Origin of the sequence: Synechococcus sp. W70.1, from assembly GCF_047461515.1 — a bacterium.
In the GTDB taxonomy this organism is placed as follows: Bacteria; Cyanobacteriota; Cyanobacteriia; order Thermostichales; family Thermostichaceae; genus Thermostichus.
Genome location: NZ_JANSHH010000034.1, coordinates 25,094 through 47,531 on the forward strand (window position 1 = coordinate 25,094; position 22,438 = coordinate 47,531).

At 60.2% G+C, this 22,438-nt stretch carries 17 protein-coding genes; 8 read left to right on the top strand and 9 right to left on the bottom strand.

All coding sequences use genetic code 11. The features are described from left to right. Nucleotides 1–2: 2 nt before the first annotated feature. The gene (atpD, locus tag NW808_RS09835; RefSeq protein WP_414421070.1) at nucleotides 3–1,430 is read right to left on the bottom strand and encodes a F0F1 ATP synthase subunit beta; all 1,428 of its coding nucleotides are present in this window, start codon (nucleotides 1,428–1,430) and stop codon (nucleotides 3–5) included. Between the two features lie 169 nt (nucleotides 1,431–1,599). Next, nucleotides 1,600–1,908, bottom strand: a complete 309-nt coding sequence (locus NW808_RS09840; RefSeq protein WP_414421071.1) for a DUF5320 domain-containing protein — start codon at nucleotides 1,906–1,908, stop codon at nucleotides 1,600–1,602. A gap of 121 nt (nucleotides 1,909–2,029) precedes the next feature. Between NW808_RS09840 and NW808_RS09845 the strand changes: the two genes are divergently transcribed. After that, nucleotides 2,030–2,518: a pentapeptide repeat-containing protein gene (locus NW808_RS09845; protein WP_414410238.1), complete on the top strand. Its 489-nt coding sequence runs from the start codon at nucleotides 2,030–2,032 to the stop codon at nucleotides 2,516–2,518. On the opposite strand, the gene NW808_RS09850 is transcribed toward NW808_RS09845, so the two are convergent. Continuing rightward, a complete protein-coding gene (locus tag NW808_RS09850) occupies nucleotides 2,515–2,826 on the bottom strand; it encodes a hypothetical protein (RefSeq protein ID WP_414395950.1) in 312 nt (103 codons plus the stop codon). The two genes, NW808_RS09845 and NW808_RS09850, sit on opposite strands and share 4 nt — an antisense overlap. Nucleotides 2,827–3,029: 203 nt before the next feature. Between NW808_RS09850 and NW808_RS09855 the strand changes: the two genes are divergently transcribed. Beyond that, entirely contained in the window at nucleotides 3,030–3,746 is a 717-nt protein-coding gene (locus tag NW808_RS09855; RefSeq protein ID WP_414421072.1) for an aldehyde oxygenase (deformylating), read from the top strand. Nucleotides 3,747–3,846: 100 nt separating this feature from the next. Beyond that, nucleotides 3,847–4,872 carry a long-chain acyl-[acyl-carrier-protein] reductase gene (locus NW808_RS09860; RefSeq protein ID WP_414421073.1) on the top strand — a complete coding sequence of 342 codons (1,026 nt, stop codon included), beginning with the start codon at nucleotides 3,847–3,849 and terminating at the stop codon, nucleotides 4,870–4,872. Between the two features lie 642 nt (nucleotides 4,873–5,514). Here NW808_RS09860 and NW808_RS09865 read toward each other — a convergent pair. From NW808_RS09865 to rpoB, 3 genes are all read right to left on the bottom strand, one after another. Next, the gene (locus NW808_RS09865) at nucleotides 5,515–9,339 is read right to left on the bottom strand and encodes a DNA-directed RNA polymerase subunit beta' (protein ID WP_414421128.1); all 3,825 of its coding nucleotides are present in this window, start codon (nucleotides 9,337–9,339) and stop codon (nucleotides 5,515–5,517) included. Nucleotides 9,340–9,422: 83 nt separating this feature from the next. Beyond that, nucleotides 9,423–11,306 (bottom strand): DNA-directed RNA polymerase subunit gamma, encoded by a 1,884-nt coding sequence (locus tag NW808_RS09870; RefSeq protein WP_414395959.1) that lies wholly within the window; start codon nucleotides 11,304–11,306, stop codon nucleotides 9,423–9,425. Between the two features lie 97 nt (nucleotides 11,307–11,403). Beyond that, nucleotides 11,404–14,790: a DNA-directed RNA polymerase subunit beta gene (gene rpoB / locus NW808_RS09875; RefSeq protein ID WP_414421074.1), complete on the bottom strand. Its 3,387-nt coding sequence runs from the start codon at nucleotides 14,788–14,790 to the stop codon at nucleotides 11,404–11,406. Nucleotides 14,791–15,225: 435 nt separating this feature from the next. On the opposite strand from rpoB, the gene NW808_RS09880 reads away from it, so the two are divergent. Continuing rightward, nucleotides 15,226–15,939, top strand: a complete 714-nt coding sequence (locus NW808_RS09880) for a heme oxygenase (biliverdin-producing) (protein ID WP_414421129.1) — start codon at nucleotides 15,226–15,228, stop codon at nucleotides 15,937–15,939. Nucleotides 15,940–15,999: 60 nt separating this feature from the next. Here the strand turns inward: NW808_RS09880 and NW808_RS09885 are convergent, their stop codons facing one another. Continuing rightward, nucleotides 16,000–16,464, bottom strand: a complete 465-nt coding sequence (locus NW808_RS09885; RefSeq protein ID WP_414410232.1) for a pentapeptide repeat-containing protein — start codon at nucleotides 16,462–16,464, stop codon at nucleotides 16,000–16,002. 170 nt (nucleotides 16,465–16,634) lie between these two features. Between NW808_RS09885 and pyrR the strand changes: the two genes are divergently transcribed. From pyrR to NW808_RS09905, 4 genes are read left to right on the top strand one after another with little or no spacing between them, the layout of a single operon-like run. After that, nucleotides 16,635–17,174 carry a bifunctional pyr operon transcriptional regulator/uracil phosphoribosyltransferase PyrR gene (gene pyrR, locus NW808_RS09890; protein WP_414421075.1) on the top strand — a complete coding sequence of 180 codons (540 nt, stop codon included), beginning with the start codon at nucleotides 16,635–16,637 and terminating at the stop codon, nucleotides 17,172–17,174. 47 nt (nucleotides 17,175–17,221) lie between these two features. Continuing rightward, nucleotides 17,222–18,199: a putative 2-dehydropantoate 2-reductase gene (locus NW808_RS09895; RefSeq protein WP_414421076.1), complete on the top strand. Its 978-nt coding sequence runs from the start codon at nucleotides 17,222–17,224 to the stop codon at nucleotides 18,197–18,199. Nucleotides 18,200–18,229: 30 nt separating this feature from the next. Next, entirely contained in the window at nucleotides 18,230–18,823 is a 594-nt protein-coding gene (locus NW808_RS09900; RefSeq protein ID WP_414421077.1) for a metal-binding protein, read from the top strand. A gap of 45 nt (nucleotides 18,824–18,868) precedes the next feature. Continuing rightward, complete coding sequence (locus tag NW808_RS09905) at nucleotides 18,869–20,593, top strand: ABC transporter ATP-binding protein (RefSeq protein ID WP_414421130.1); 1,725 nt, start codon at nucleotides 18,869–18,871, stop codon at nucleotides 20,591–20,593. A gap of 3 nt (nucleotides 20,594–20,596) precedes the next feature. Here the strand turns inward: NW808_RS09905 and NW808_RS09910 are convergent, their stop codons facing one another. Together NW808_RS09910 and NW808_RS09915 are read right to left on the bottom strand one after the other, a co-directional pair. Continuing rightward, nucleotides 20,597–21,508 (bottom strand): PfkB family carbohydrate kinase, encoded by a 912-nt coding sequence (locus NW808_RS09910; protein ID WP_414421078.1) that lies wholly within the window; start codon nucleotides 21,506–21,508, stop codon nucleotides 20,597–20,599. An 8-nt stretch (nucleotides 21,509–21,516) separates the two neighbouring features. After that, on the bottom strand, nucleotides 21,517–22,380 hold the full coding sequence (locus tag NW808_RS09915; RefSeq protein ID WP_414421079.1) for a M48 family metallopeptidase: 864 nt from the start codon (nucleotides 22,378–22,380) through the stop codon (nucleotides 21,517–21,519). Between the last annotated feature and the right edge of the window lie 58 nt (nucleotides 22,381–22,438).

Genomic DNA, 22,438 nt, shown 5'->3' on the forward strand with positions numbered 1-22,438 from the left:
GATTACCTGGACTTGAGCTTCTCGGCCTTCTCGATGGCCTCCTCGATGGTGCCCACCAGGTAGAAGGCCTGCTCTGGCAGATGGTCCAGCTCTCCCGACAGGATGCGCTGGAAGCCCTTGATGGTATCCTCCAACTTCACATACTTGCCAGGCGAGCCGGTGAACACTTCCGCCACGAAGAAGGGCTGCGACAGGAAGCGCTCGATGCGGCGGGCACGGGCCACCACCAGCTTGTCTTCTTCAGAGAGCTCGTCCAGGCCCAAAATGGCGATGATGTCCTGCAGCTCCTTGTAGCGCTGCAGCGTCTGCTTCACGGCCCGGGCGGTGTTGTAGTGCTCTTCCCCCACAATGTCCGCCTGCAGGATGGTGGACGAAGACTCCAGGGGATCCACGGCTGGGTAGATGCCCTTGGCCGCCAAGCTGCGCGACAGCACCACGGTCGAGTCCAGGTGGGCAAACGTCGTCGCCGGTGCCGGATCGGTCAGGTCGTCGGCAGGTACATACACTGCCTGCACGGAAGTGATGGATCCCTGTTTGGTGGAAGTAATCCGCTCCTGCAGGTTGCCCATTTCCGTAGCCAAGGTGGGCTGGTAGCCCACCGCCGAGGGCATGCGGCCTAGGAGCGCCGACACTTCCGAGCCGGCCTGCACAAAGCGGAAGATGTTGTCGATAAACAACAGGACGTCTTGCTTGTTGACGTCGCGGAAGTACTCGGCCATCGTCAGAGCAGTGAGGCCTACCCGCATGCGGGCACCTGGCGGCTCGTTCATCTGGCCGTAGACCAGCGCCACCTTACTCAGCACCCCGGACTCCTTCATTTCGTTGTAGAGGTCGTTCCCCTCGCGGGTGCGCTCTCCCACCCCAGCAAACACCGACAGGCCGGAGTGCTCCTCGGCAATGTTGTGGATGAGCTCCTGGATCAGCACCGTCTTGCCTACGCCGGCACCCCCAAACAGACCCACCTTGCCGCCCTTTTTGAAGGGAGCCAGCAGGTCAATTACCTTAATGCCAGTTTCCAAGGGCTCCGGCTTGACCGTCAGCTCCACCAGGGGCGGGGCACTGCGGTGGATGGGGGCGAACTCCTTAGCTTGTACCGGCCCCTTCTGATCCACCGGCTCTCCCAGCACGTTGAAGATGCGGCCCAGGGTGGCCTCGCCCACTGGCACGGTAATTGGGGCGCCTGTATCCACCACCGGCATACCCCGCACCAGCCCATCGGTGGAGGACATGGCCACGGCCCGCACGCGGTTATCCCCCAAAAGCTGCTGGACTTCGCAGGTAACTTTGACCTTCAAGCCACTTTCGGTTGTGGCCTCCACCTTGAGGGCATTGTAGATTTGAGGGAGTTTGCCGCTGGGAAACTCAACGTCAACAACCGGTCCAATGACTTGGGTAATGTAGCCAACGTTAGCTGCAGTGGCAGTAACCATGTTGGGGTTTAGCTCCTTGTTTGCTCAGGTGTCAAAACGTCAGCGGATCCCGGTAGGGAAAGCCGGGGACGGCTTCGTTGTAGGACTTGGTTTCACTGCTAGGATCAGCCTACCACTCTATAACCAAAGTTTGGCCCCGCGGCTCTTGCCCACCCGCTGGCAAACTGGCTCAGTACTCAAAGGTCATGGATAGAAAGCGCGAGGGAGAAAAGCCGAAAGAGCTGGGCTTTGGGGAAGAAACGGGATTTCGAAAAGCCTCTGCTGCCTGCTGAAAATGCTGCAGCGCTTGTTCAATTTCCTGAAGCCGTGCCTGAATTTGCTCTTGCCGTTCCTGGAGAAACTCCAGTTCCTGATTAAGCCGCTGCTTTTCCGCTGAGAGCTGCTGCATCTCGGCATAGAGGGCAGATTCAGCTTTGCGGCGAGGGATCGAGCGCAACTTGGGCCGAGGTCGGGAGCGAGGCAGGCGAGGCAAGCTCATCGCAAGAGGTCTCAAGGGCATGTGCCTATCCTAGCGCGGTTTTGAAAAGAAGAAGGAGCTGTGTTCTTGGCAGCAACTGTCTCCCCCAGTAGGATCCGACTTGTCTAGTGGAGGAAAGGCAATGGTTGAGAGCGCAACAGAACTGCTGCAGCGCTACGGCAAGGGTGAGCGCGATTTCAGCAACAGCCAACTGCCAGGAGCTGACTTGGCTGGCGCGGATCTAGCCGGGATTGATCTGGGGGGAGCCCTCCTCCAGCAGGCCAAGCTAGCTGGGGCTAACCTGGAGCGGGCCTACCTCAGCGGCGCCGATCTCAGCCAAGCTGACCTCCAGGGATCCAACCTGCGCCTAGCCAACCTGGAGAAAGCCAAGTTGCCGGGAGCCCAACTTCAAAAAGCCAACTTGCGCGGCGCTAACCTCAGCCAAGCCGACCTCAGTGGCGCCGACCTCAGCCAGGCCGATCTAGCAGGGGCCAACCTCAGCGATGCCAACCTCAAAGGGGCCAAGCTCAGCGGCTGCAAACTCAAACTGGCCAACCTGCGCGGAGCCTGCTATGACGCCGCCACCCAACTGGAAGCAGCTACTGAGGAACTGGGCATGGTTTTTGCCTAGTCCTCCTGCGGCTCCAACTCCAAAATCTCCTCGATCTCAGCGTCCGTGTAGCCCACTGCCCGCAGCTTCTCCGCCACTACCTCAATTTCCTGGGCTGCCAAATTGTGCTGGCGCACCCGCTCCCAAAGATTGGCCGCAGTCTGGAGCAACAAGCGACGGCTTTCTACCTCGAACAGTTCAAAAGCCGTTGCCAGCTCGATAGCCTGCAACACCTCCTCAGCGCTGTCAATGGGCTGATCCAGGGACTGTTCCTCCAGCTCCACCAGCAGCTGGCGCAGCCGCTCTAGGCCATCCCCAAGGGCAGACATCCTCTTGGCTCCCTCTCCCCTCCCCTGCTGCCTAAGTACCCACCCTAGCAGGCTTGTCTCTCCCAACGAAAGGGATGCGACCCATCCTGTTCCAGCTAGGGCTATCCTGAGTGGAGTAACCCTAGACCAGCAAGCGCTAGGATTATTGCACAGCTAGCAAAGGGATCCCGGCGCTCGACAGCCCATCAAGGAGATGCACGAGTATGGCCCCAGCAAACGTTTCCCTCCCAGCCAATGCCAGCGACACCACCCTAGACTACAGCAGCCCCGCGTATCGGCAGGCCTACTCTCGCATCAACGGCATTGTTATTGAAGGCGAACAGGAAGCCCACGACAATTACCTCCGCTTGGCCGAAATGTTGCCGGCAGCAGCAGAGGAGCTGCGCAAGCTGGCCAAGATGGAACTGCGCCACATGAAGGGCTTCCAAGCCTGCGGCAAAAACCTGAAGGTAGAACCGGACAGGGAGTTTGCCCGTGCCTTCTTTGCCCCCTTGCGGGACAATTTCCAAAAAGCGGCAGTAGCTGCAGACCTGGTGACTTGCTTGGTCATTCAGTCGCTAATCATCGAGTGCTTTGCCATTGCCGCCTACAACATCTACATCCCGGTTGCCGATGAGTTTGCCCGCAAGATTACCGAAGGGGTAGTTAAGGACGAGTATCTCCACCTCAACTTTGGGGAGCGCTGGCTGGGCGAGCACTTTGCCGAGGTCAAAACCCAAATTGAAACGGCCAACGCCCAAAACCTGCCCCTGGTCTGGAAGATGCTGCAGCAGGTGAATGAAGACATAGAAGCTATCTACATGGATCGCGAGGCCATTGTGGAAGACTTCCTCATTGCCTATGGCGAAGCGCTGGCCAACATTGGCTTTAACACGCGCGAGGTGATGCGCTTGTCAGCCCAGGGGCTGCGGGCTGCCTAACCTCCTTCCGCTTTGTGGGGATTCCTGACTGAGCTGCGGCACTTCCTATCCTCCTTGAGGGGATCCGGAGAGGATCCGCAAGCTACGTGAGTGAGCCTCTATGTTTGGCCTGATTGGGCACTTGACCAGCCTGGCCCATGCAAAGCAAGTGGCAGACAAGCTGGGGTATGCCGAATATGCAGAAAGTGACCTGGACTTTTGGTGCATGGCTCCACCTCAGGTGGTGGACGAGATTGTAGTTACCAGCATCACTGGCCAGAAAATTTATGGTCAGTACGTCGAATCCTGTTTCCTGCCGGAAATGCTGGCCAGCGGTCGGGTCAAAGCCGCCTGTCGCAAGGTTTTAAACGCGATGGCTTTAGCCCAGCGGCGAGGCCTTGATATCACTGCCCTGGGCGGGTTTAGTAGCATTATCTTTGAGAATTTTCGCCTCGAAACCCTCAAGCGGGTGCGCAACGTCAACCTGGAGATCCGACGCTTCACCACTGGCAACACCCACACCGCTTACATCATTTGTCAACAATTACAGGCGGCAGCCCAGCGCTACGCTATGGACTTGGCCGCTGCCACCGTTGCCGTGGTGGGAGCTACCGGCGATATTGGCAGTGCTGTTTGCCAGTGGCTGGTGAACCGCACTTCAGTGGCCAAGCTGTTGCTTATAGCCCGCGAGCGGCGACGCCTAGAAGAGCTGCAGGCCAAGCTTAAAAAGGGAGAGATCTGTTCCCTGGAAGAGGCCTTGCCCCGTGCCGATTTCATCGTCTGGGTGGCCAGCCTGAGCCAGGGGGTAACCCTTGATCCACAGGTGTTGCCGGATCCCTGCGTCATCATCGACGGTGGCTATCCAAAAAACATTGCCTCCCAGTTGCAGCGCAAGGGGCTATATGTCATTGACGGCGGCATGGTGGAGCACTCGCTGGATATTGAGTGGACTATCATGCAGTTCTTGAATGTGGCCAACCCTGCCCGTCACCTCTTTGCCTGCTTTGCCGAGTCAATGCTGCTGGAGTTTGAGGGCCTGCACACCAATTTCAGTTGGGGCCGCAACCTGATTACCCTGGAGAAACTAGATCTCATCGGGGAATTGTCTCGCAAGCACGGCTTCCGTCCCCTCATGCCGGCAGCTTAGGTTCAAAGACAGCTGCGGGAGCGCTTCTATACAGCGATGCAGGAGAAGGTAAACTCCCCCGCCGGTTAGAGGTTGGCAAACCAACCACCCTCCTGCGCCAGTTTACAGAAGCTCCAAGCAAGGCAATTATCTTGGCTGCGTTGCAGCCCACATCCGCTCTGAAAGACTCATACAACCCCGGACAAAAGCGGACTTTTGCTCCAGGTTGAGGCTTTCTTCCTGCTTCCATGACATATAGCTAGCAGCAGAGTTCACCTCCACTACCCCACTAGAGGGATCTCCCCAGGCGTCACTTCCCGTCGAGCTGACGGTAGCTGCTCCTTGCTCTTGTTCGAGCACACAGGCTCAAGACAGAGCCAACTTTAGCCTAGGCAAAAGGCCTACTAGAGGAAATGTACCTGCCAGCCTAGCTAATCCACGTGAAGGCAGAAGGTGCGTTGGCAAGGTTGCCCATTGTGCCACAAAGCGGCATTTTTGACTGCCTCTCGCCTGGATGGCTATTTCCTCCCAGGAAGAGAAGGGAGTCAGCTGACGGGGCAGCAACTGCTACTGGCATTGGCTCTGGCAGCAGCTGTAGGGGGTGTTTTACTGCCGCCAGCTTGCCAGTGCTGGGCCGGATCCCCAAACTCAGGCAAGCGCGGCTTACTCTTCTTCCTCCTCCTCCGGCTCGTCGACAGGGGTGGAGTCGTCGATGAGTTGGTCGTCCTCCAGGACCACGCGGCGTGGCACCGTCGGCAGCACGGCTGGAGGTTCTTCCTCCTCAGGAGGCTCCGGCTCTGGAGCCATCTCCTGGTAGGTGCTAAAGCCTGTGCCTGCCGGGATCAGGCGGCCAATGATGACGTTCTCCTTCAGACCCCGCAGCCAGTCGGATCTGCCCTCGATGGCTGCCTCGGTGAGCACCCGCGTGGTTTCCTGGAAGCTAGCTGCCGAGATGAAGCTGTCGGTATTCAAGCTGGCCTTGGTGATCCCCAGGAGGACAGGTGTGTACTTGGCCGGCGCCCCGCCACTGACGGCTAGGGAGGCATTCTCTTGCTGGATTTGCCGCAGCTCTACCAGCTCACCCGGCAGCAAGACGGTGTCACCGCTGTCGTCCACCCGCACCTTGGAGGTCATCTGGCGTACCACAATCTCAATGTGCTTGTCCGCAATCTCCACCCCCTGCGAGCGGTAGACGTTCTGGACCTCGTTGACGAGGAAGCGCTGCACCTCCCGTAGGGCTAGCCGCGCCGCTTGGTCATCTCCCAGGGTCTGGCGGTAGTACTCGAAGTAGATCTCCAAAAGGTCATGGGGGTTGGCAGGGCCGTCAGTCAGGGGATCCCCTACCCCCACCGACTGGCCGTCCACCACCATCAAGCTCTGCCCTGGCAGCACGGCATAGGGAGTAACCGTGCCATCAGCTTCAATGACCTTGAGATCCGGCTCCTCTCCTTGCCAGCTTAGCTGCACGGTGCCGGGTCGCTTGGCCAAGACACACATTTCCTTGGGTTTGCGAGCCTCCAGCAGCTCCTCCACCCGCGGCAGCCCCTGGATGATGTCGCCGGTCTTGGCCCGCTCGAAGATTAGGATAGCTAGGGCATCCCCCCGCTGAACCAGATCTCCATCTCGCACCTGGAGGATGGCACCTGCCGAAACCAGGTAGGGCCGCGCCCGCCGCAGCACCAGGTGATCCTCCGCAATTTGCATCACTTGTCCCGACTCGGGAGCAGGGATCCCCGGCGCCAGTTCTTCTCCAGCTCGCACTAGCGCTCCCACCTCGACGCTGGCTGGCCCGTTTAAGGGCACCGTCAGCAGATCGTCGTCGGTAATCACCAGCACCCGCCGCACCACCTCGGTGCCCTCGCGGATCCCTTGCACAATCCCAGCTTTTTTGGCCTGGATCTCGGTGCGGGCGATAACCCCCCCTCTGCCGACGGTGTCTCCTTGGTTAACCAACAGCCGGGTGTGGGTACTCCCCTGAGCTAGATCTGCCTCTACATCGCGGCGCAGCAGCAAGGTTTCCAGAACCACCAGTTGCAGGCGGCGGATACTGGGATCCTTCTCATCCTGGATGAGCTCAATATCGGCCTTGAGCTGCGGCGCGTCAGTATCGATCTCCAGCACCAGTTGCGTGCGCAGCAATTCCACCGGGCCCACCGACTTGACCCGCTCCCCATCCTTGAAGGGAACCCGCTGGACAGCCCGCAGACGAATGGAGCGACCGGACTCGCTCGTAGACTCCTGGGTGGGCACCACCGGTCGGTCGGGGATTTCATACTCATACACCGGCCGCAGCAGGATGCCGGGTCCTTCGGGAGTTTCCACCTGCTCCAGATAGACCAGTCGGTCAGGGACAATGCTGCTGAGCAGCTTTTGACCCGGCTGGATGAAGGTGCCGGTGGGGATTTCCAGATCAGCGGGATCCTCCACCAGATGCAGGGATCCAGGCTTGATGACGATTTCCCGGAGGATGTCGTTTTTCTGGATAACCTCGACAACACCGGCATTTTGGCAGAAGATGTCCTTCACTACCTCGGTGCCGGCTTCCACGTACTGGCCATCTTCCACATTGAGGAGGGAGATGTCCTTGTTCACCTCATGGGTCTCCTCCGGGATCCACAGCAGGGTGCCGCCGCGGATGACTTCGTAGCCCTGCTTTGCTCTGCCCCGCCGGGCTACCTCAACGCCAGCAAACTTTGCCAAGCCTCCCGTGTGGCTGCGGAAGTGGTTGTCGATGAGCTCCGCCACCACCTCGTCGTTGCCCACCTTGGTACCTGGTGTAGCCTTGAGAACAAAAGTCTGGCCGCTGGGCGTGTCCAGCAAAAATTGCTCCCGGCCTTGGTGAGATTCCACCCGCACCCGCGCCTCGTGGAGCACCACCGCCGCATTGATGATCTCCACCTCCCGTCCGCCTTTGATGTCGCTGCGCTCTGGCAGGCGCACGATGCCACCGTGCTCGGTGACCAGCGAGGTTTGGGCAATGACATCCCCCGGCTGCACCCGATCCCCGTTTTTTACCACTGGCTCAGCGCCGGGAGGCAGGTTGTACACCTGGCCAGACAGGACCCAGATCAGCCCTTGCCGCTGGGCAGTAGAGGTGGTGTTGCCCTGGCGGTCGGCTTTCTCCTCGATGAGCAGGTCGGTAAAGCGAATTTCCCCCGCCAGATCGGCCACCACTTCCTTCTGGGCTTTCTCGGTGCTCTTGCGCACCGCTTTGGCTACGGCCACTTCCGCAATTAACTGATCCCGCTGCACCAGGGCCCCATCTCGCACCAGCAGGGTGGATCCCTGGGTCAGGTCGAAGACTTCTCGCTGTCCCTCTGGCCCTTCCAGAACGATTTGGTTGTTGACCTCCACCTGGAGGGCATCGTCGCCGTGGCGGGTGCGGAAGGGGCGGGTGCGCAGGTTTTTCGGGAAGCGCACTACCCCGGCAAAGGGGGCGCGGATTTGGCGAGCCACCTCCCCTGTAAACACCCCTCCCGTGTGGAAGGTGCGCATGGTCAACTGCGTGCCCGGCTCTCCAATCGATTGGGCGGCAATGATCCCAACCGCCTCCCCCAGATCCACCAAGCGAGAGTGGGCCAGGCTCCAGCCGTAGCACATGCGGCACACTGAGCGGTTGGCTTCACAGGTAAGGGGAGAACGCACCATTACCTGCTGGATGCCCGCCTCCACAATGGTTTTGGCCAAGTCGTGATCTACCTCTTGGTTGCGGCGGGCCAGGATCTCCTGGGTTTGCGGATGCACCACATCTTGGGCCAGCACCCGCCCTACCAGGCGCTCCTCCAGCGGCACAACGACTTTATCGCCATCCATCAAGGCCTGGAGCGGGATCCCTTGATCCGTGCCGCAGTCGGCCTCTCGCACAATCACGTCCTGGCAGACATCCACCAGGCGGCGGGTGAGGTAGCCGGAGTCGGCAGTCCGCAGCGCCGTGTCCACCAAGCCCTTGCGCGCGCCGTAGGAGGAGATGATGTATTCGGTCACGGTTAAGCCCTCGCGGAAATTGGCCTTGATGGGCAGGTCGATGATCTCCCCCTGCGGATTGGCCATCAGGCCGCGCATGCCCACCAACTGCCGCACTTGCGAGACGTTCCCCCTTGCCCCCGAGTGGGCCATCATGTAGACGGAGTTGAGGGGATCGTTCTGGCGGAAGTTGTTGAGCATTTCCTCTTTAATTTGCTCATTGACTTGGTTCCAAGTGTCGATGACCTTTTGGTAGCGCTCCACCTCGGTAATCTCGCCGCGGATAAAGCGCTCTGTGGCCGCCTCGATCTCCGCCTCTGCCTGGGCCAAGAGCTGCCGCTTGCTGGGCGGAATGCGCAGGTCTTCAATGCTGATGGAGACGGCAGCTTGGGTGGCGTACCTGAAGCCCAATGTCTTCAGGGCATCCGCCATCTGCGCTGTGCGGGCAGTGCCGTAGCGGGCAAAAGCCCAGGCAATGAGGTTGTGCAGCTCTTTTTTGCCGATTTGATAGTTGCGAAAGGGAATAGGAGGCGGCGGGGTCTCGGCCCTAGAGCTAGAGGCAGGCTGCCACCGCAGGCTGGGGGAAATTTGTCCTTTTTCGCTCATGGCTATGCCAACAGAATGTCCTGCACCGTCTTGTTAAAGATGATCCGGCCTGGCGTAGTGCGAATGTATTGACTGATAACGTTGCCCTCTTGATCCTCGCGGATGCGGCGGTAGTTGGTGATCTTGAGGCGGGTACCGCCTGGCTCCTCGACAATCTGGGGCTCTGACTCTTTTTCTCCTTTGCCTAACTCCATCGGGCCGCTGTAGCGCACCCAGATTTTGCTGTGCAGGCCAATGATGCCGCGGTCGTAGGCAACAAGAGCATCCTCCAGGCTAGCAAAATAGCGGTCGTTAACCTCGGGTGCCTCGGGGTTGTCCACCGTCAGGTAGTAGCAGCCCAAAACCATGTCTTGGGTAGGGGTAATGATGGGGGCACCAGTGGCTGGGGAGAGGATGTTGTTGGTGGCCAACATCAGCAGGCGCGCTTCCGCCTGGGCTTCCAAGGACAGAGGCACATGGACAGCCATCTGGTCGCCGTCAAAGTCAGCGTTAAAGGCGGGGCAGACCAAGGGATGGAGCTGAATTGCCCTCCCCTCCACCAGAACCGGCTCAAAGGCTTGGATCCCGAGGCGGTGCAACGTGGGAGCGCGGTTGAGCAAAACTGGGTGGCCGTCGATGACCTCCTCCAGCACGTCCCAAACCTGCGGGTCATTGCTTTGGATGAGCTTTTTGGCGGCTTTGATGTTGTTGACGATATTTCGCTTGATCAACTTATGGATGACGAAGGGCTGAAATAGCTCAATGGCCATCTCTTTGGGCAAGCCGCACTGGTGCATGCGCAGGTTGGGCCCCACCACAATCACCGAGCGCCCTGAATAGTCCACCCGCTTGCCCAGCAGGTTTTGCCGAAAACGGCCCTGTTTGCCCTCGATGATGTCCGACAGGGACTTGAGGGGACGATTGTTGGCTCCCACCACCATGCGCCCGCGCCGCCCGTTGTCAATGAGGGCATCTACCGCCTCCTGCAGCATGCGCTTTTCGTTGCGCACAATGATCTCCGGCGCCATGATCTCCTGCAGGCGCGCCAGGCGGTTGTTGCGATTAATCACGCGGCGATAGAGGTCGTTGAGGTCACTGGTGGCAAAACGGCCCCCATCCAACTGCACCATCGGGCGCAGATCGGGGGGGATGACCGGCAGCACCCGCAACACCATCCACTCAGGCCGAGCTCCCGTGGCAATGAAGTTGTTGATGACCCGCAGCCGCTTGATCAGGCGGGCTCGCTTTTGGCCGCGGGCACTGGCGATTTCCTCGCGCAACTTCTCCGCCTCTTTTTCTAGGTCAATGTCTTTGAGCAGGCGTTCGATGGCCTCGGCCCCAATCATGGCCCAGTTTTCCGGCAGCTGCAGGTTGGATCCCTCCTCGTACATCTGATCTTCGATCTCAAGGTATTGATCCTCCGTCAGCAGCTGCTTGTAGGAGAGGTTGGGGGCATTGCCCGGATCCACCACGACGTAGGCGTTAAAGTACACCACCTGCTCCACGTCGCGCAGCGGCATGTCCAGCAGGGTGGCAATGTAGCTAGGGATCCCTTTTAGATACCAAACGTGGGTAACCGGGGCAGCCAGCTTGATGTAGCCCATGCGATAGCGGCGCACCCGCGACTCCGTCACTTCCACCCCACAGCGTTCGCAAACAATGCCGCGGTGCCGCACGCGCTTGTACTTGCCACAGTGGCACTCCCAGTCCTTAACCGGCCCGAAGATGCGCTCACAGAAGAGACCATCCATCTCCGGCTTGAGGGTGCGGTAGTTGATGGTCTCTGGCTTGGTAACCTCTCCCACGACTTGGCCGTTGGGCAGCGTGCGCTGGCACCACTCCATAATCCGCTGGGGAGAAGCCAACCCAATCTTGATGTAGTCAAAGCGCTGCTCTGGTCTGGCCATAGCCATTTCTCCTGACTTGCTGCCTTAGCACCTAGATAGGAAGGAGAGAGGGATCCTCCCCCCTTTCCTCCCTTAGCTGAAACCTGCCTGGCGCCACCTAAAAATCGTCCTCGTCTTCTTCCTCGTCCCGGCTGCGGCTAGCTACGAAGCCTTCCCTGGCTGCTGGGGAGAGATCCTCAGCCGTAATTGACTGGTAAGTGGGCCGAGAAGGGACATGGCGGGTCGAGACATCGGCCATTAGGTCTACCTCCACATGCTGGGGCTGGCCTTTGCTGTCCACCTCCACCTTGTACACGGAGACGTCCAGGCACAGGGACTGCAGCTCCCGCACCAACACCTTGAAAGATTCCGGCGTGCCTGGCCGAGGAATGGGCTTGCCCTTGACGATGGCGTTGAGGGCCTCGTTGCGCCCCACCATGTCGTCCGACTTGACAGTCAGCAGTTCCTGCAAGATGTAGGCCGCCCCAAACGCCTCCAAAGCCCACACCTCCATCTCCCCAAAGCGCTGGCCACCCTGCTGGGCTTTACCCCCCAGCGGTTGCTGGGTTACCAGCGAGTAGGGGCCGGTGGAGCGGGCGTGGATCTTGTCGTCCACCAAGTGCACGAGCTTCAGCATGTAGGCCCGGCCCACCGTAACCGGCTGGTCGAAGGGCTCGCCTGTGCGGCCATCAAACACCTGCACCTTGCCGCAGTATTTGCCCTCAGGGTTGAAGATCCAGTCCTTGCCGGTCTTCTCGCGCGCCTCCCGCAACTTGGCTTCCACGGTCAGTCGGGAAGCCTCCAGGCCGTGCATTTCATCGAAGGGCATTAGCTTAAAGCGCACCCCCAAGTGCTCCGCGGCCCAGCCCAGCAGGCACTCGTACACTTGGCCCACGTTCATGCGGGAGGGCACTCCCAGGGGGTTGAGCACCACGTCCACCGGCGTGCCATCAGGCAGATAGGGCATGTCCTCAACCGGCAAAATGCGGGAGATGATGCCTTTGTTGCCGTGGCGGCCAGCAATCTTATCTCCCACCTGGATTTTGCGCTTGAGGGCAATGTAGACTCGCACCACCATGTTGGCCCCCGGCGGCAGCTCATCCCCCTGCTCGCGGGTAAAGATGCGCACATCCACCACCCGCCCGCGCTCACCGTTGGGCACGCGCAGGGAGTTGTCCCGCACATCGCGAGCTTTCTCCCCAAAAATGGCCCGCAGCAGCCGCTCTTCCGGAGGCTGATCCGACTCCCCTTTGGGCGTAACCTTGCCCACCAGAATGTCGCCGGCTTCCACCCAAGCCCCAATGCGCACGATGCCGTTTTCGTCCAGGTTGCGCAGGGCATCTTCCCCCACGTTGGGGATCTCGCGGGTAATCTCCTCTGGCCCCAGCTTGGTCTGCCGGGCCTCAATTTCGTATTTCTCGATGTGCACGGAGGTGAAGACATCATCGTAGACCAGCCGCTCGCTGATCAAGATGGCGTCTTCGTAGTTGTAGCCCTCCCAGGGCATGTAGGCCACCAGCACGTTCTGGCCTAAGGCCAGCTCGCCGCCCTCGGTTGCTGGACCGTCAGCCAGCACCTGGCCGGCCACTACCCGATCCCCCACGTAGACCAGAGGACGCTGGTTGAGGCAGGTGTCTTGGTTGGAGCGCTGATATTTTTGCAGGCGGTAGACAATGGGATCTCCCCCATCCTCGGGCCGCACCACGATTTCATCGGCGGAAACATAGGTCACCACCCCGTTGGTGCGCGACACCACCACCATGCCGGAGTCCCGCGCCGCCTGGGCTTCCAGGCCTGTGCCCACGTAGGGCCGCTCTGGCTTGAGCAGGGGCACCGCCTGGCGCTGCATGTTGGCTCCCATCAAGGCGCGGTTGGCGTCGTCATGCTCCAGGAAGGGGATCAACGAGGTGGCCACCGAGATCACCTGCACCGGCGACACCTGTACGTAGTGCACCTCACTGGGGTGAGCAGTGGTGAATTCTTGGCGGTAGCGCACGGGCACCACCTCGGCAGTGATGCGGCCTTCGGCGTCGACCGGAACGTCCCCTGGCGCCACGCGGTACTCGTCCTCTTCGTCGGCGGTGAGGTAGACCATCCCCAGGTCTTTGCGCACCACGCCGTTCTCGACGCGGTAGTAGGGGCTTTCAATAAAGCCGTATTGGTTGACGCGGGCGTGGGTAGCAAGAGACCCAATCAACCCGGCGTTGGGCCCTTCGGGGGTTTCGATGGGACAGATGCGCCCGTAGTGGCTGGGGTGGATGTCCCGCACGGCAAAGCCAGCCCGCTCCCGCGTCAGCCCCCCAGGGCCCAGAGCCGACAGCCGCCGCTTGTGGGTCAGCTCTGCCAGGGGGTTGGTCTGATCCAGGAATTGGGAGAGCTGGCTGGAGCCAAAGAACTCCTTAATAGCTGCCACTAGGGGCTTGGGGTTAACCAGCGAGGCAGGGGTAAGGTTTTCCGACTCGGAAACCGTCATGCGCTCGCGAATAATCCGCTCCAGGCGGTTGAGGCCCACCCGCACCTGGTTTTGCAGCAGCTCGCCCACCGAGCGCACCCGCCGATTGCCCAGGTGGTCAATGTCATCCACCTGGCCAATGTCGTATTCCAAGTTGATGAGATAGTCGATAACGGCCAGAATGTCGGTAACGGTAAGCACCCGAACATTTTCGGGCACCGTCAGGTTGAGCTTTTTGTTGAGCTTGTAGCGCCCTACCCGCCCCAGGTCGTAGCGCTTGGGATCAAAAAAGCGCGATTCCAGCAGTTGCTGGCCGCCAGAGACTGTAGGAGGCTCCCCGGGCCGCAGCTTGCGGTAGAGCTCCATCAGCGCCTCTTCTTCGCTGTATTGCCCCTCCTCTTCCATGGTCCTTTGGAAAAATTCGGGGTGGCGCAGGCTGTCGTAGATCTCCGAGTCACTTAGGCCCAAAGCTTTGAGCAAAACTGCTGCCGAGAGCTTGCGGGTTTTGTCGATGCGCACCCACACCAGCCCCTTTTTGTCCGTCTCAAACTTCAGCCAGGCACCACGGTTGGGAATGAGGCTAGCGCTATAGGTGCGGCGGCCACTTTTGTCCAGCTCCGCCTTGTAGTAAACGCCGGGGCTGCGCACAATCTGGTTGACGATCACCCGCTCCGCGCCGTTGATGATGAAGGTGCCTCGATCCGTCATCAAGGGCAGCTCGCCCATGAAGACGTCCATGTCTTTGATTTCGCCCGTCTCCTTGTTGATTAAGCGCGTCGGCACCCGGATTTGGGCTTGATAGGTGGCATCCCGCCGCTTGGCCTCCTCTGGGTCGTAGCGCGGCTTGTTGATCTTGTACCCCTTGGAGGGATCCCCAGGCCGGTAGTCTGGCAGAAAGTGCAGCTCCAGCTTGCCGGTGTAATCGACGATGGGAGAAAAACTCAGGAGCTCCTCTTCAAACCCTTCCCGTAAAAACCAGAGGAAACTTTCCCGCTGAATCTCTACCAGGTCAGGTAAGGTAAGAACAGGGGAGGGAACAGCTAACGAGCTCATGCGTTGCTTAGCAGGGCTTGCGCTGCAGTCAGGCCTCCAATTATAGAAGCCCCGCCAACGATCGTCAACGAACTTTACAAGGGTTGGCGGCAACTCCTGCCTTTAGCCTGGGAGCTAGCAAGCTCTGCTTCCTCTCCAACCTGCCTTAAGGATTGTTCACATCCATTCACACTCGGGCGGATTATTCTAAGCTTAAGCCATTGACCGCCAGTCGAGTGCTGCTTAGATAGGGATGGCGGGGAAAAAGAAGCATCGAGCCCCGGAGAAGGGCGTTTAGCTGCCGCAGCGAGCGGTCTGCGTTGCCTTTGCCGGGTCTGCTGCTGAGGCATCCCTCGCTGCCTCCATAAGCCGGTCAATGGCCGGAGCCAAGCAACTTTTTACAAGGAGGGTTTTGTGAGTAAAGGTTTGCCCAGCCAAGAAAATCAAAACGCTGGCCTGTCAACCCAGTTGCGGGAGGGCACCAAGCAGTCCCACACCATGGCCGAGAATATGACCTTTATCAAATGTTTCCTCAAGGGAGTGGTTGATAGGCGTACCTACAGCCGCTACGTGGGCAATTTCTACTTTGTCTACAGTGCGCTGGAAGAGGGGTTTGCGCGGTTGCGAGAGCACCCGATAGTGGGTCAGCTCTACTACCCCGAATTGTGGCGCAAGGCCAGCCTAGAGAAAGATTTGAACTATTTCATCGGTCCCCATTGGCCCTCTGTGGTCAAGCCCTCTCCCGCTTGCCAAGTCTATGTCAACCGCATTCAAGAAGTGGTGGAAAAAGATCCGGTTCTGCTGATTGCCCACGCCTACACCCGCTACATTGGCGACCTGTCGGGCGGCCAGATCCTGAAAAACATTGCCCGCCGGGCCCTGCGCCTGCCACCAGGGGAAGGCACCGCCTTCTACGACTTTGAACAGATCCCGCACGAGGGCAAGTTTAAGCAGCGCTACCGCGCTCAACTGGATGCGCTGGGGCTGGACCAGGCTACTATCGAGCGCATTGTGGCAGAAGCCAACTACGCCTTCAAGCTCAACATGGACTTGTTTAGAGAGCTGGAGGGCAACTGGCTGCTGTCCATGGCACGCATAGCCTGGAACTCGCTCCTGGGTCAGTTTCAGCGCAAGCCTGCCCCCTCAGAGGCGGCTGCCCCCAGCTCGTAAGCTAGGGCTATTTCCAAAGTTTCGCCCCTCTCTCCCAGGGAGGGGGGCTGGGGGTGAGGGCTAGTTGCACCCCAGGGTGTCGCGGGTGGCCCGGCCGGTAACCGGGTTAACGCCGCTAGCCCGCTCGCAGAGGATGGCGAGGGCATCCTTGCGGATTAGGGCATTGGTAAAATCTGCTCCCTCGATCTCGATCCCTTCCACCCGCACCAGCCACATCATGCTGTCTTGCAGTTGGGCTTCCCGCAGATCAGCACCCTGCAAATTGGCCATGTCCAGGGTGGCGCCGCGCAGATCCGCCCCGCGTAGGTTAGCTTTGCTGAGGTTGGCTCCGAAAAAATTGGCTCCTGCCGCCTTCACGTGGCTGAGATTGCTCTGTCGCAGGTTGGCTTTGAGAAATTTCCAGCCGCTCAGGTCTTGTCCGGCAAAGTCTGCCCCCTGCAGCTCCCGCTTGCTGTAGTCTTCCGCCCAGGCCGGGGATCCCAGCAGGAATAACCCCAAGGCCAGCAGAGGGAGAACCGCCAGCACGGCCCGTAAACAGCGGGCCCACCTAGGCCCTCTTTTCTCCGTCGAAGCTGGACCTGTAGCGGACACTGCAGTGGACATGGCGGATCTCTCCCTTCTAGGGCTTTATATCCTATCCTACTGGCTGCGGATCTGGGCTAACTTGGGCTCCTATAGGTCGGCCTCAACTGTCCATGTCCACAACCGAGGTGTTCAATGCCCAGGAGATGGCTAGGCAAATGGCGGCTTTGGCGGCGGCCATTGGCAGGGATCACCCCCACCTGGACAGGCTGGTGTTGATCGGCATCCGCACCCGCGGGGTGCCTTTGGCCTACCGGCTCCGGGATGGCATAGCCGAGCTGTTTGGGATACCGCCCCAGGTAGGGGAGTTGGACATCACCTTCTTCCGCGACGATCTGGGCTCTGGCCGGCTGCGCACTCCTGATCGCAGTGAAATGCCCCGGGATCTCACTGGCCAAGAGGTGGTGCTAGTGGACGACGTTATCTTTCACGGCCGCACTGTTCGGGCGGCTTTGGAGGCCCTGAACCACTTTGGGCGCCCAGAACGGGTGCGCTTGGCCGTGCTGATTGACCGCGGCCATCGGCACTTCCCCATTCAGCCGGATTACTGCGGCCATAGGCTGACCACAACTCCCGAGCAAATGGTCAAGGTGCACCTGCGCGAAACCGACGGCGAGGAGCGGGTGCTGCTGATCAACCCTGATTCTGAGTGAGCTCTCCAGAGTGCGCTAGGGTGGGGATATCGGCTCAAGGTTTTGCGATGTCCCAGTTGCCGGAAAGCCGCCGCTATGCGGTTTTGGGCAGTGGCGCCGTGGGAGGATTCTACGGGGCCAAGCTACAGCAGGCCGGCTTTGAGGTGCATTTCCTGCTCCATAGCGACTACGAGCAGGTGCGCCAAAACGGCTTGTGGGTGGAATCCTGCTGGGGAGACTTTCACCTGCCCCAGGTCAATGCCTACGCCTCCGTGGAGGCAATGCCCCCTTGTGAGGGAGTAATCGTGGCCCTGAAAGCCACCCAAAATCACCTTCTGCCCCGGCTGCTGCCGCCTGTGCTGGCTGAAAAGGGCGTGGTGATCCTGCTGCAAAACGGCTTGGGCGCAGAGCCGGAGATTGCCAACTGCGTCGGCCCTGAGCGCGTCGTGGGTGGCCTCTGTTTCATCAGCTCCAATAAAGTTGGCCCTGGCCATATCCGCCACCTCGACTATGGCTCGGTACTGCTGGCCGAATATGGCCCTGGCTATGCCCCCCAGGGGATCACGCCCCGTCTGCAACAGATCCAGGCCGATTTTCAACGGGCTGGGATCCCTACCTCCCTCTCGCCGGATCTGATGGAGGCCCGCTGGCAGAAGTTGGTCTGGAACATTCCCTTCAATGGCCTCTCGGTTGTTTTCAATGCCGACACCCAGCAGATAATCCGGGATCCGGAAGCCCGCGCCCTGGCAGAAGCCCTGATGCAAGAGGTGGTGGAGGGAGCTGCGGCCTGTGGTCGCCGGCTTCCCCCTTCCCTAATTCCCGAGATGCTGGCTAACACCGAGAAGATGGTCCCCTACCGCACCAGCATGAAGATCGACTACGAGCGCAAGCGTCCCCTGGAGCTGGAGGCTATTTTTGCCAACCCTCTCCGCTATGCCCAGCAGGGTGGAGTCCAAATGCCGCGGGTGGAGATGCTCTACCGGCAGTTGCAGGTGTTGGATCGCCTCAATCGAGGGATCCCTGCCTTTTCCCCCACTTGCGGCTAGACTCAGCCCCAGGGGAGGGCTGCGCTCTTTATGCCCTGGGGATCCACCCACGATCGCCTCATCCTCTGGACAGCTCCCGGCATTACCCTGGCAGTGGCTTTGCTGGGCAACAGTGCCGCTGTGGCTTTGGCGGTGGGGTCGGCCTATCTCTTCAGCGGCCTGATGTTTTCCGGGGATCTGGACACTGACTCTCGCCAGTATCGCCGCTGGCTGTTCCTGCGCTGGATTTGGCTTCCCTACCGCCGCTGGCTGCGGCACCGCTCCTTCTGGTCCCACGGGCCGCTGGTGGGCACTGCTCTGCGGCTGCTCTACCTGGGCTTGTGGGTGACAGGGGTGGGCCTGACCGTCGCCTGGCTGGGATCCCACCTGGGCTGGTGGCCGTGGCAGCCGGGGATCTGGCGGGACAACCTCTGGCAGTGGCTGCAAGCCCACGCCGAGACCCTGGGGTGGGTGGGCCTAGGGCTGGAGCTGGGATCCGTTAACCACAGCCTCAGCGATTGCCTGGTCTCCCGCTGGCGCCGTTGGCGCAAAAGATGGCAGGGGGAGGCCAAAGGAGAGCCAGTTTCCCTCAGATCCCGCAAAAAAGCTGCTAGGAGGGGATCCCGGCAGCCGTTGAGGAGCTAATCTCCGCTAAGCTGATCGGGGCAGAAGCCTTTTGGATGGCCCTTGGTGCAGCCGCTGCGTAGCTATCGCCGTCTCTTTCCCTTCATTCGGCCCCATCTATGGATGTTGCTGCTGGGGCTAGTCTGTACCCTCGGCTTTGTCCTCACCATGCCTGCCCTTGCCTACTTGATCGAGTGGGTGGCTCGCTCCATTGGCGCTGGGGATCTCAGGCAACTGCGGACGTTGGCCTTGATTGGGGTGGTGTTCTTCTTAGTGCGTGGCGCCTTCCAGTACGGCCAGGACACCCTCATGGCCAGGGCCTCCCTGCAGATGGTGTTGGAGCTGCGGCAGCGAGTCTACGCCCACTTGCAAGGATTGGACGTGGACTATTTTTCCGGGAGCCGCACGGGTGACCTTGTCTATCGCCTCACCAGCGACCTGGATCGGGTGGGGGAGGTGGTACAGCGGTTTTTCCACCGCTTTATCCCCAGCGTGCTCACCATCCTAGCCGTGGTGGCCTACTTGTTCTACCTCAACGGCATCCTCACCCTAACCACCCTGGCGATTGCTCCCCTGATGGGCGCCTTGATCAGTTGGTTTGGAGAGCGGCTGCTGCAGCGCTCCCGCCGCAACCAGGAGAGCATGGCCGACCTGTCTTCTCTGTTAACGGAAGTCTTTGCCGCCGTCAGCCTCACCCGCGCCTTTGCTGCCGAGGACTACGAGATCCGCCGCTTCAGCGCCCTGGCCGAAAGCAACCGCCTGGCTCGCTTTCAAACCGAACAGGTCAAAGCCATCCAAGACCCGGTGGTGGGCTTTCTCTACGCCATGAGCGTCCTGGGGGTATTCTGGGTAGGGGGCTGGCAGATTAGCGAGGGCAACCTGACCGGCAGCCAGTTCCTCGGCTTCATTGCGGGGGTGGCTCTGCTCATCGATCCCATTGTCCACATCACCAATAACTACAGCGACCTAAAGCAAGGGGAGGCTTCCGTGGAGCGGATCTTTGAGCTCCTGGATACCCGACCCCGCGTGCGCGAGCTGCCTGGCGCCCGCCCCCTGCCGCCGATTCAGGGCTGGGTGGAGTTCGATCGGGTCTCCTTTGCCTACAAGCCGGGCCAGCCGGTGCTTAAAGACATCAGCTTCCAGGTGGCCCCCGGCGAGATTGTTGCTCTAGTGGGATCCTCCGGGGCCGGCAAGTCGACTTTGGTGAATTTGATCCCTCGCTTCTACGATCCGCAGCAGGGGTGTATTCGCATCGACGGCATCGATATCCGCACCGTCACCCTCAAAAGTTTGCGTCGCCAAATTGGCATCGTCCCCCAGGAGATTACTCTCTTTTCCGGCACCATTGCCAGCAATATCGCCTATGGCCAGGAGCACGTTGACCTGGAGGCAGTGCGCCAGGCGGCCCGGGTGGCCAATATTGATAGCTTCATTGAGAGCCTGCCTGAGGGCTACGCCACCCGAATCGGCGAGCGTGGGATCACCCTCTCCGGCGGTCAGCGGCAGCGGCTAGCTATTGCCCGCGCTGTGCTGCTCAACCCCAAGATTCTGATCCTGGACGAGGCGACCTCCGCCTTGGATAACGAGTCAGAGGCCTTGGTGCAGGAGGCCCTGCAGCGGCTCATGCAGCGCTGTACCGTTTTTGTTATTGCCCACCGCCTCTCCACGGTGCGCAGCGCCCATCGCGTTTTTGTCCTCGAAGAGGGGCAACTTCTAGAGCAGGGCAACCCCCGCGAGCTCCTGGTTAAAGGAGGACGCTACGCCCAGCTCCACTGGCGCCAGTTTCAGTAGCTCCTAGAGCCCCCACCGCTGGCGGAAAGGGCAATAGAACTCTGGGTCTTGGGGTGCACCCCCTGCAACCTCACAGATGGCTGCGGCAAACTCCACTGCCCGCTGCAGCAGTACTGCTTCTGGCCACCTTCGCAGCAGGCCTAGGATGGCCACAGCGCTAAACCCATCCCCTGCCCCTACTGTATCCACCAGCCGTAGCGCTGGCACCGCCTCCGCCCGATACACCCTCTCAGCCGTAAACAAGAACGCGCCTGCAGCCCCCAAAGTTAGGAACAAGCCCTTGAGGCCCAACTGCGCCCGCAAGAGCTGCCCCTGCTCCACCACCTCCCCGCCAGGGATCCCTTCCAGCTGAACCACTTGCTCTAGCTCCGCCTGGTTGAGCTTCAGCCAAGTGCAGGTGCGCAGCATCTCCCGGATGGGGCCTGGGTGCCACCAGGGATCCCGCAAGTTGAGGTCCAAAAACACCGGACAGCCTAAAGCCAGGATGGCCTCCTGGAAATGGCGGTGGGCTGACTCTTGCCGTGCGGCCAGACTACCCCGGTAGAGGAGGCTGGGCTGGAAGGCCCTAAGGACAGCCGGATCCAGCTCGATGAAGTCATAGGCCTGCTCCGGCAGGATGGCAAAGGTTGGGATTCCCTCTCTGTCGAGGGCGACCTGGACTTGACCGGTGGGGTGAGCTGGATCCCGCTGCAGCCCCTCTAGACGTAGCCCCTGCCGCCGCAGCGCCCTCAACACCTGTTCCGCTGCCTCATCCTGGCCAATGCGGCTAATCAGGAGGGGATCCAACCCCAGTCCCTTGAGGTTCCAGGCCACATTCAAAGCGGCTCCTCCCAGCACCACCCTGTCAGGGAAGCAATCCAGAAGAACCTCTCCCAAGATCAGAGGCGGGCCAAGCGGCGCTTCGAGAAGAGCCATCCTGGTTTCTAGAACGCGGGGACGCCGTGCCGCTCGAGAATTTGCTGATAAGTGTTACTGCGGAACCAGCGCTCGATCTCTCGGGCTCGCAGCACCGGCAACGGATGGGTACGGCCAAGGGTTTGGAGTTGCTTGAGCTCCAGTTGCCAGAGATCGCTATCCAGCTCCTCGTAGGTGCGGGCCTGTTCCAGAAAGGCATCCACGTTGAGCTTGGCGGCCAACTGCGGCGAGCCGCCGCACAGCTTCATCAGCACTGAGATTACGGTTCTGGCGTCCTGGGTAACCAGCAGCGCTGCCCGGTCGCAGGTAAACTCAGCACAGCGCAGCCAGTGCAGCAGTTGATCCTGCAGGGCGCGGTAGAACAGGCCGCCAAAGGGGAGCAAGCTGGTGGAGAGCACGAGAAGGTTGGCCATTGTCAGATAGACGCCGTGGTTGCATTTGAGATGGCCCAGTTCATGGGCAATGACAGCTTGCAGTTCCTTTGGCTCCAGCAAATCCAGCAGGGAGCTGTGCAAGACAATGAAAGGCTTTTTCCCCTGCATGGCAAAAGTGTAGGCGTTGGGCACAGGGTTTTGCCGCACATAGAGCTGGGGCACCTCCAGATCCAAAATGCGGCAGGCTTGAACCAAAAGCTGGTAAACTTCCGGCAACTGCTGCTCGTTGATTTGGATACTGGAGGCAATGTTATCCAGGTAAAACATCTCCCCCGCCGTGGAGCCAAGCAAGTTTTGAATTAGCAGGCCTAGGCCCGGCAGTTGCTGCAGAGAGCGGGTGGCTTGCAGATCCACTGGATGGCGAAACTCGTCGGCCCGCAGGCCCAAGAGGAGGCGAGGCTCGCTGGAAGCAGTTGGCATAGAGGGCGCGGAAGACATAGGAGGCTGCAGGAAAACGGTAAGCTTGAGAGGCAAAAAGCAGTAGCGACGCTCCTCC

What these genes read in the sequence shown, in the direction of transcription:
- NW808_RS09860 (WP_414421073.1), top strand. Translation starts at nt 3,847, where the DNA reads ATGTTTGGCCTGATTGGGCACTTGACCAGCCTGGCCCATGCAAAGCAA.
- NW808_RS09840 (WP_414421071.1), bottom strand. Translation starts at nt 1,908, where the DNA reads ATGAGCTTGCCTCGCCTGCCTCGCTCCCGACCTCGGCCCAAGTTGCGC.
- NW808_RS09845 (WP_414410238.1), top strand. Translation starts at nt 2,030, where the DNA reads ATGGTTGAGAGCGCAACAGAACTGCTGCAGCGCTACGGCAAGGGTGAG.
- rpoB (WP_414421074.1), bottom strand. Translation starts at nt 14,790, where the DNA reads ATGAGCTCGTTAGCTGTTCCCTCCCCTGTTCTTACCTTACCTGACCTG.
- NW808_RS09915 (WP_414421079.1), bottom strand. Translation starts at nt 22,380, where the DNA reads ATGTCTTCCGCGCCCTCTATGCCAACTGCTTCCAGCGAGCCTCGCCTC.
- pyrR (WP_414421075.1), top strand. Translation starts at nt 16,635, where the DNA reads ATGTCCACAACCGAGGTGTTCAATGCCCAGGAGATGGCTAGGCAAATG.
- NW808_RS09900 (WP_414421077.1), top strand. Translation starts at nt 18,230, where the DNA reads ATGCCCTGGGGATCCACCCACGATCGCCTCATCCTCTGGACAGCTCCC.
- NW808_RS09910 (WP_414421078.1), bottom strand. Translation starts at nt 21,508, where the DNA reads ATGGCTCTTCTCGAAGCGCCGCTTGGCCCGCCTCTGATCTTGGGAGAG.
- NW808_RS09870 (WP_414395959.1), bottom strand. Translation starts at nt 11,306, where the DNA reads ATGGCCAGACCAGAGCAGCGCTTTGACTACATCAAGATTGGGTTGGCT.
- NW808_RS09895 (WP_414421076.1), top strand. Translation starts at nt 17,222, where the DNA reads ATGTCCCAGTTGCCGGAAAGCCGCCGCTATGCGGTTTTGGGCAGTGGC.
- NW808_RS09850 (WP_414395950.1), bottom strand. Translation starts at nt 2,826, where the DNA reads ATGTCTGCCCTTGGGGATGGCCTAGAGCGGCTGCGCCAGCTGCTGGTG.
- NW808_RS09855 (WP_414421072.1), top strand. Translation starts at nt 3,030, where the DNA reads ATGGCCCCAGCAAACGTTTCCCTCCCAGCCAATGCCAGCGACACCACC.
- atpD (WP_414421070.1), bottom strand. Translation starts at nt 1,430, where the DNA reads ATGGTTACTGCCACTGCAGCTAACGTTGGCTACATTACCCAAGTCATT.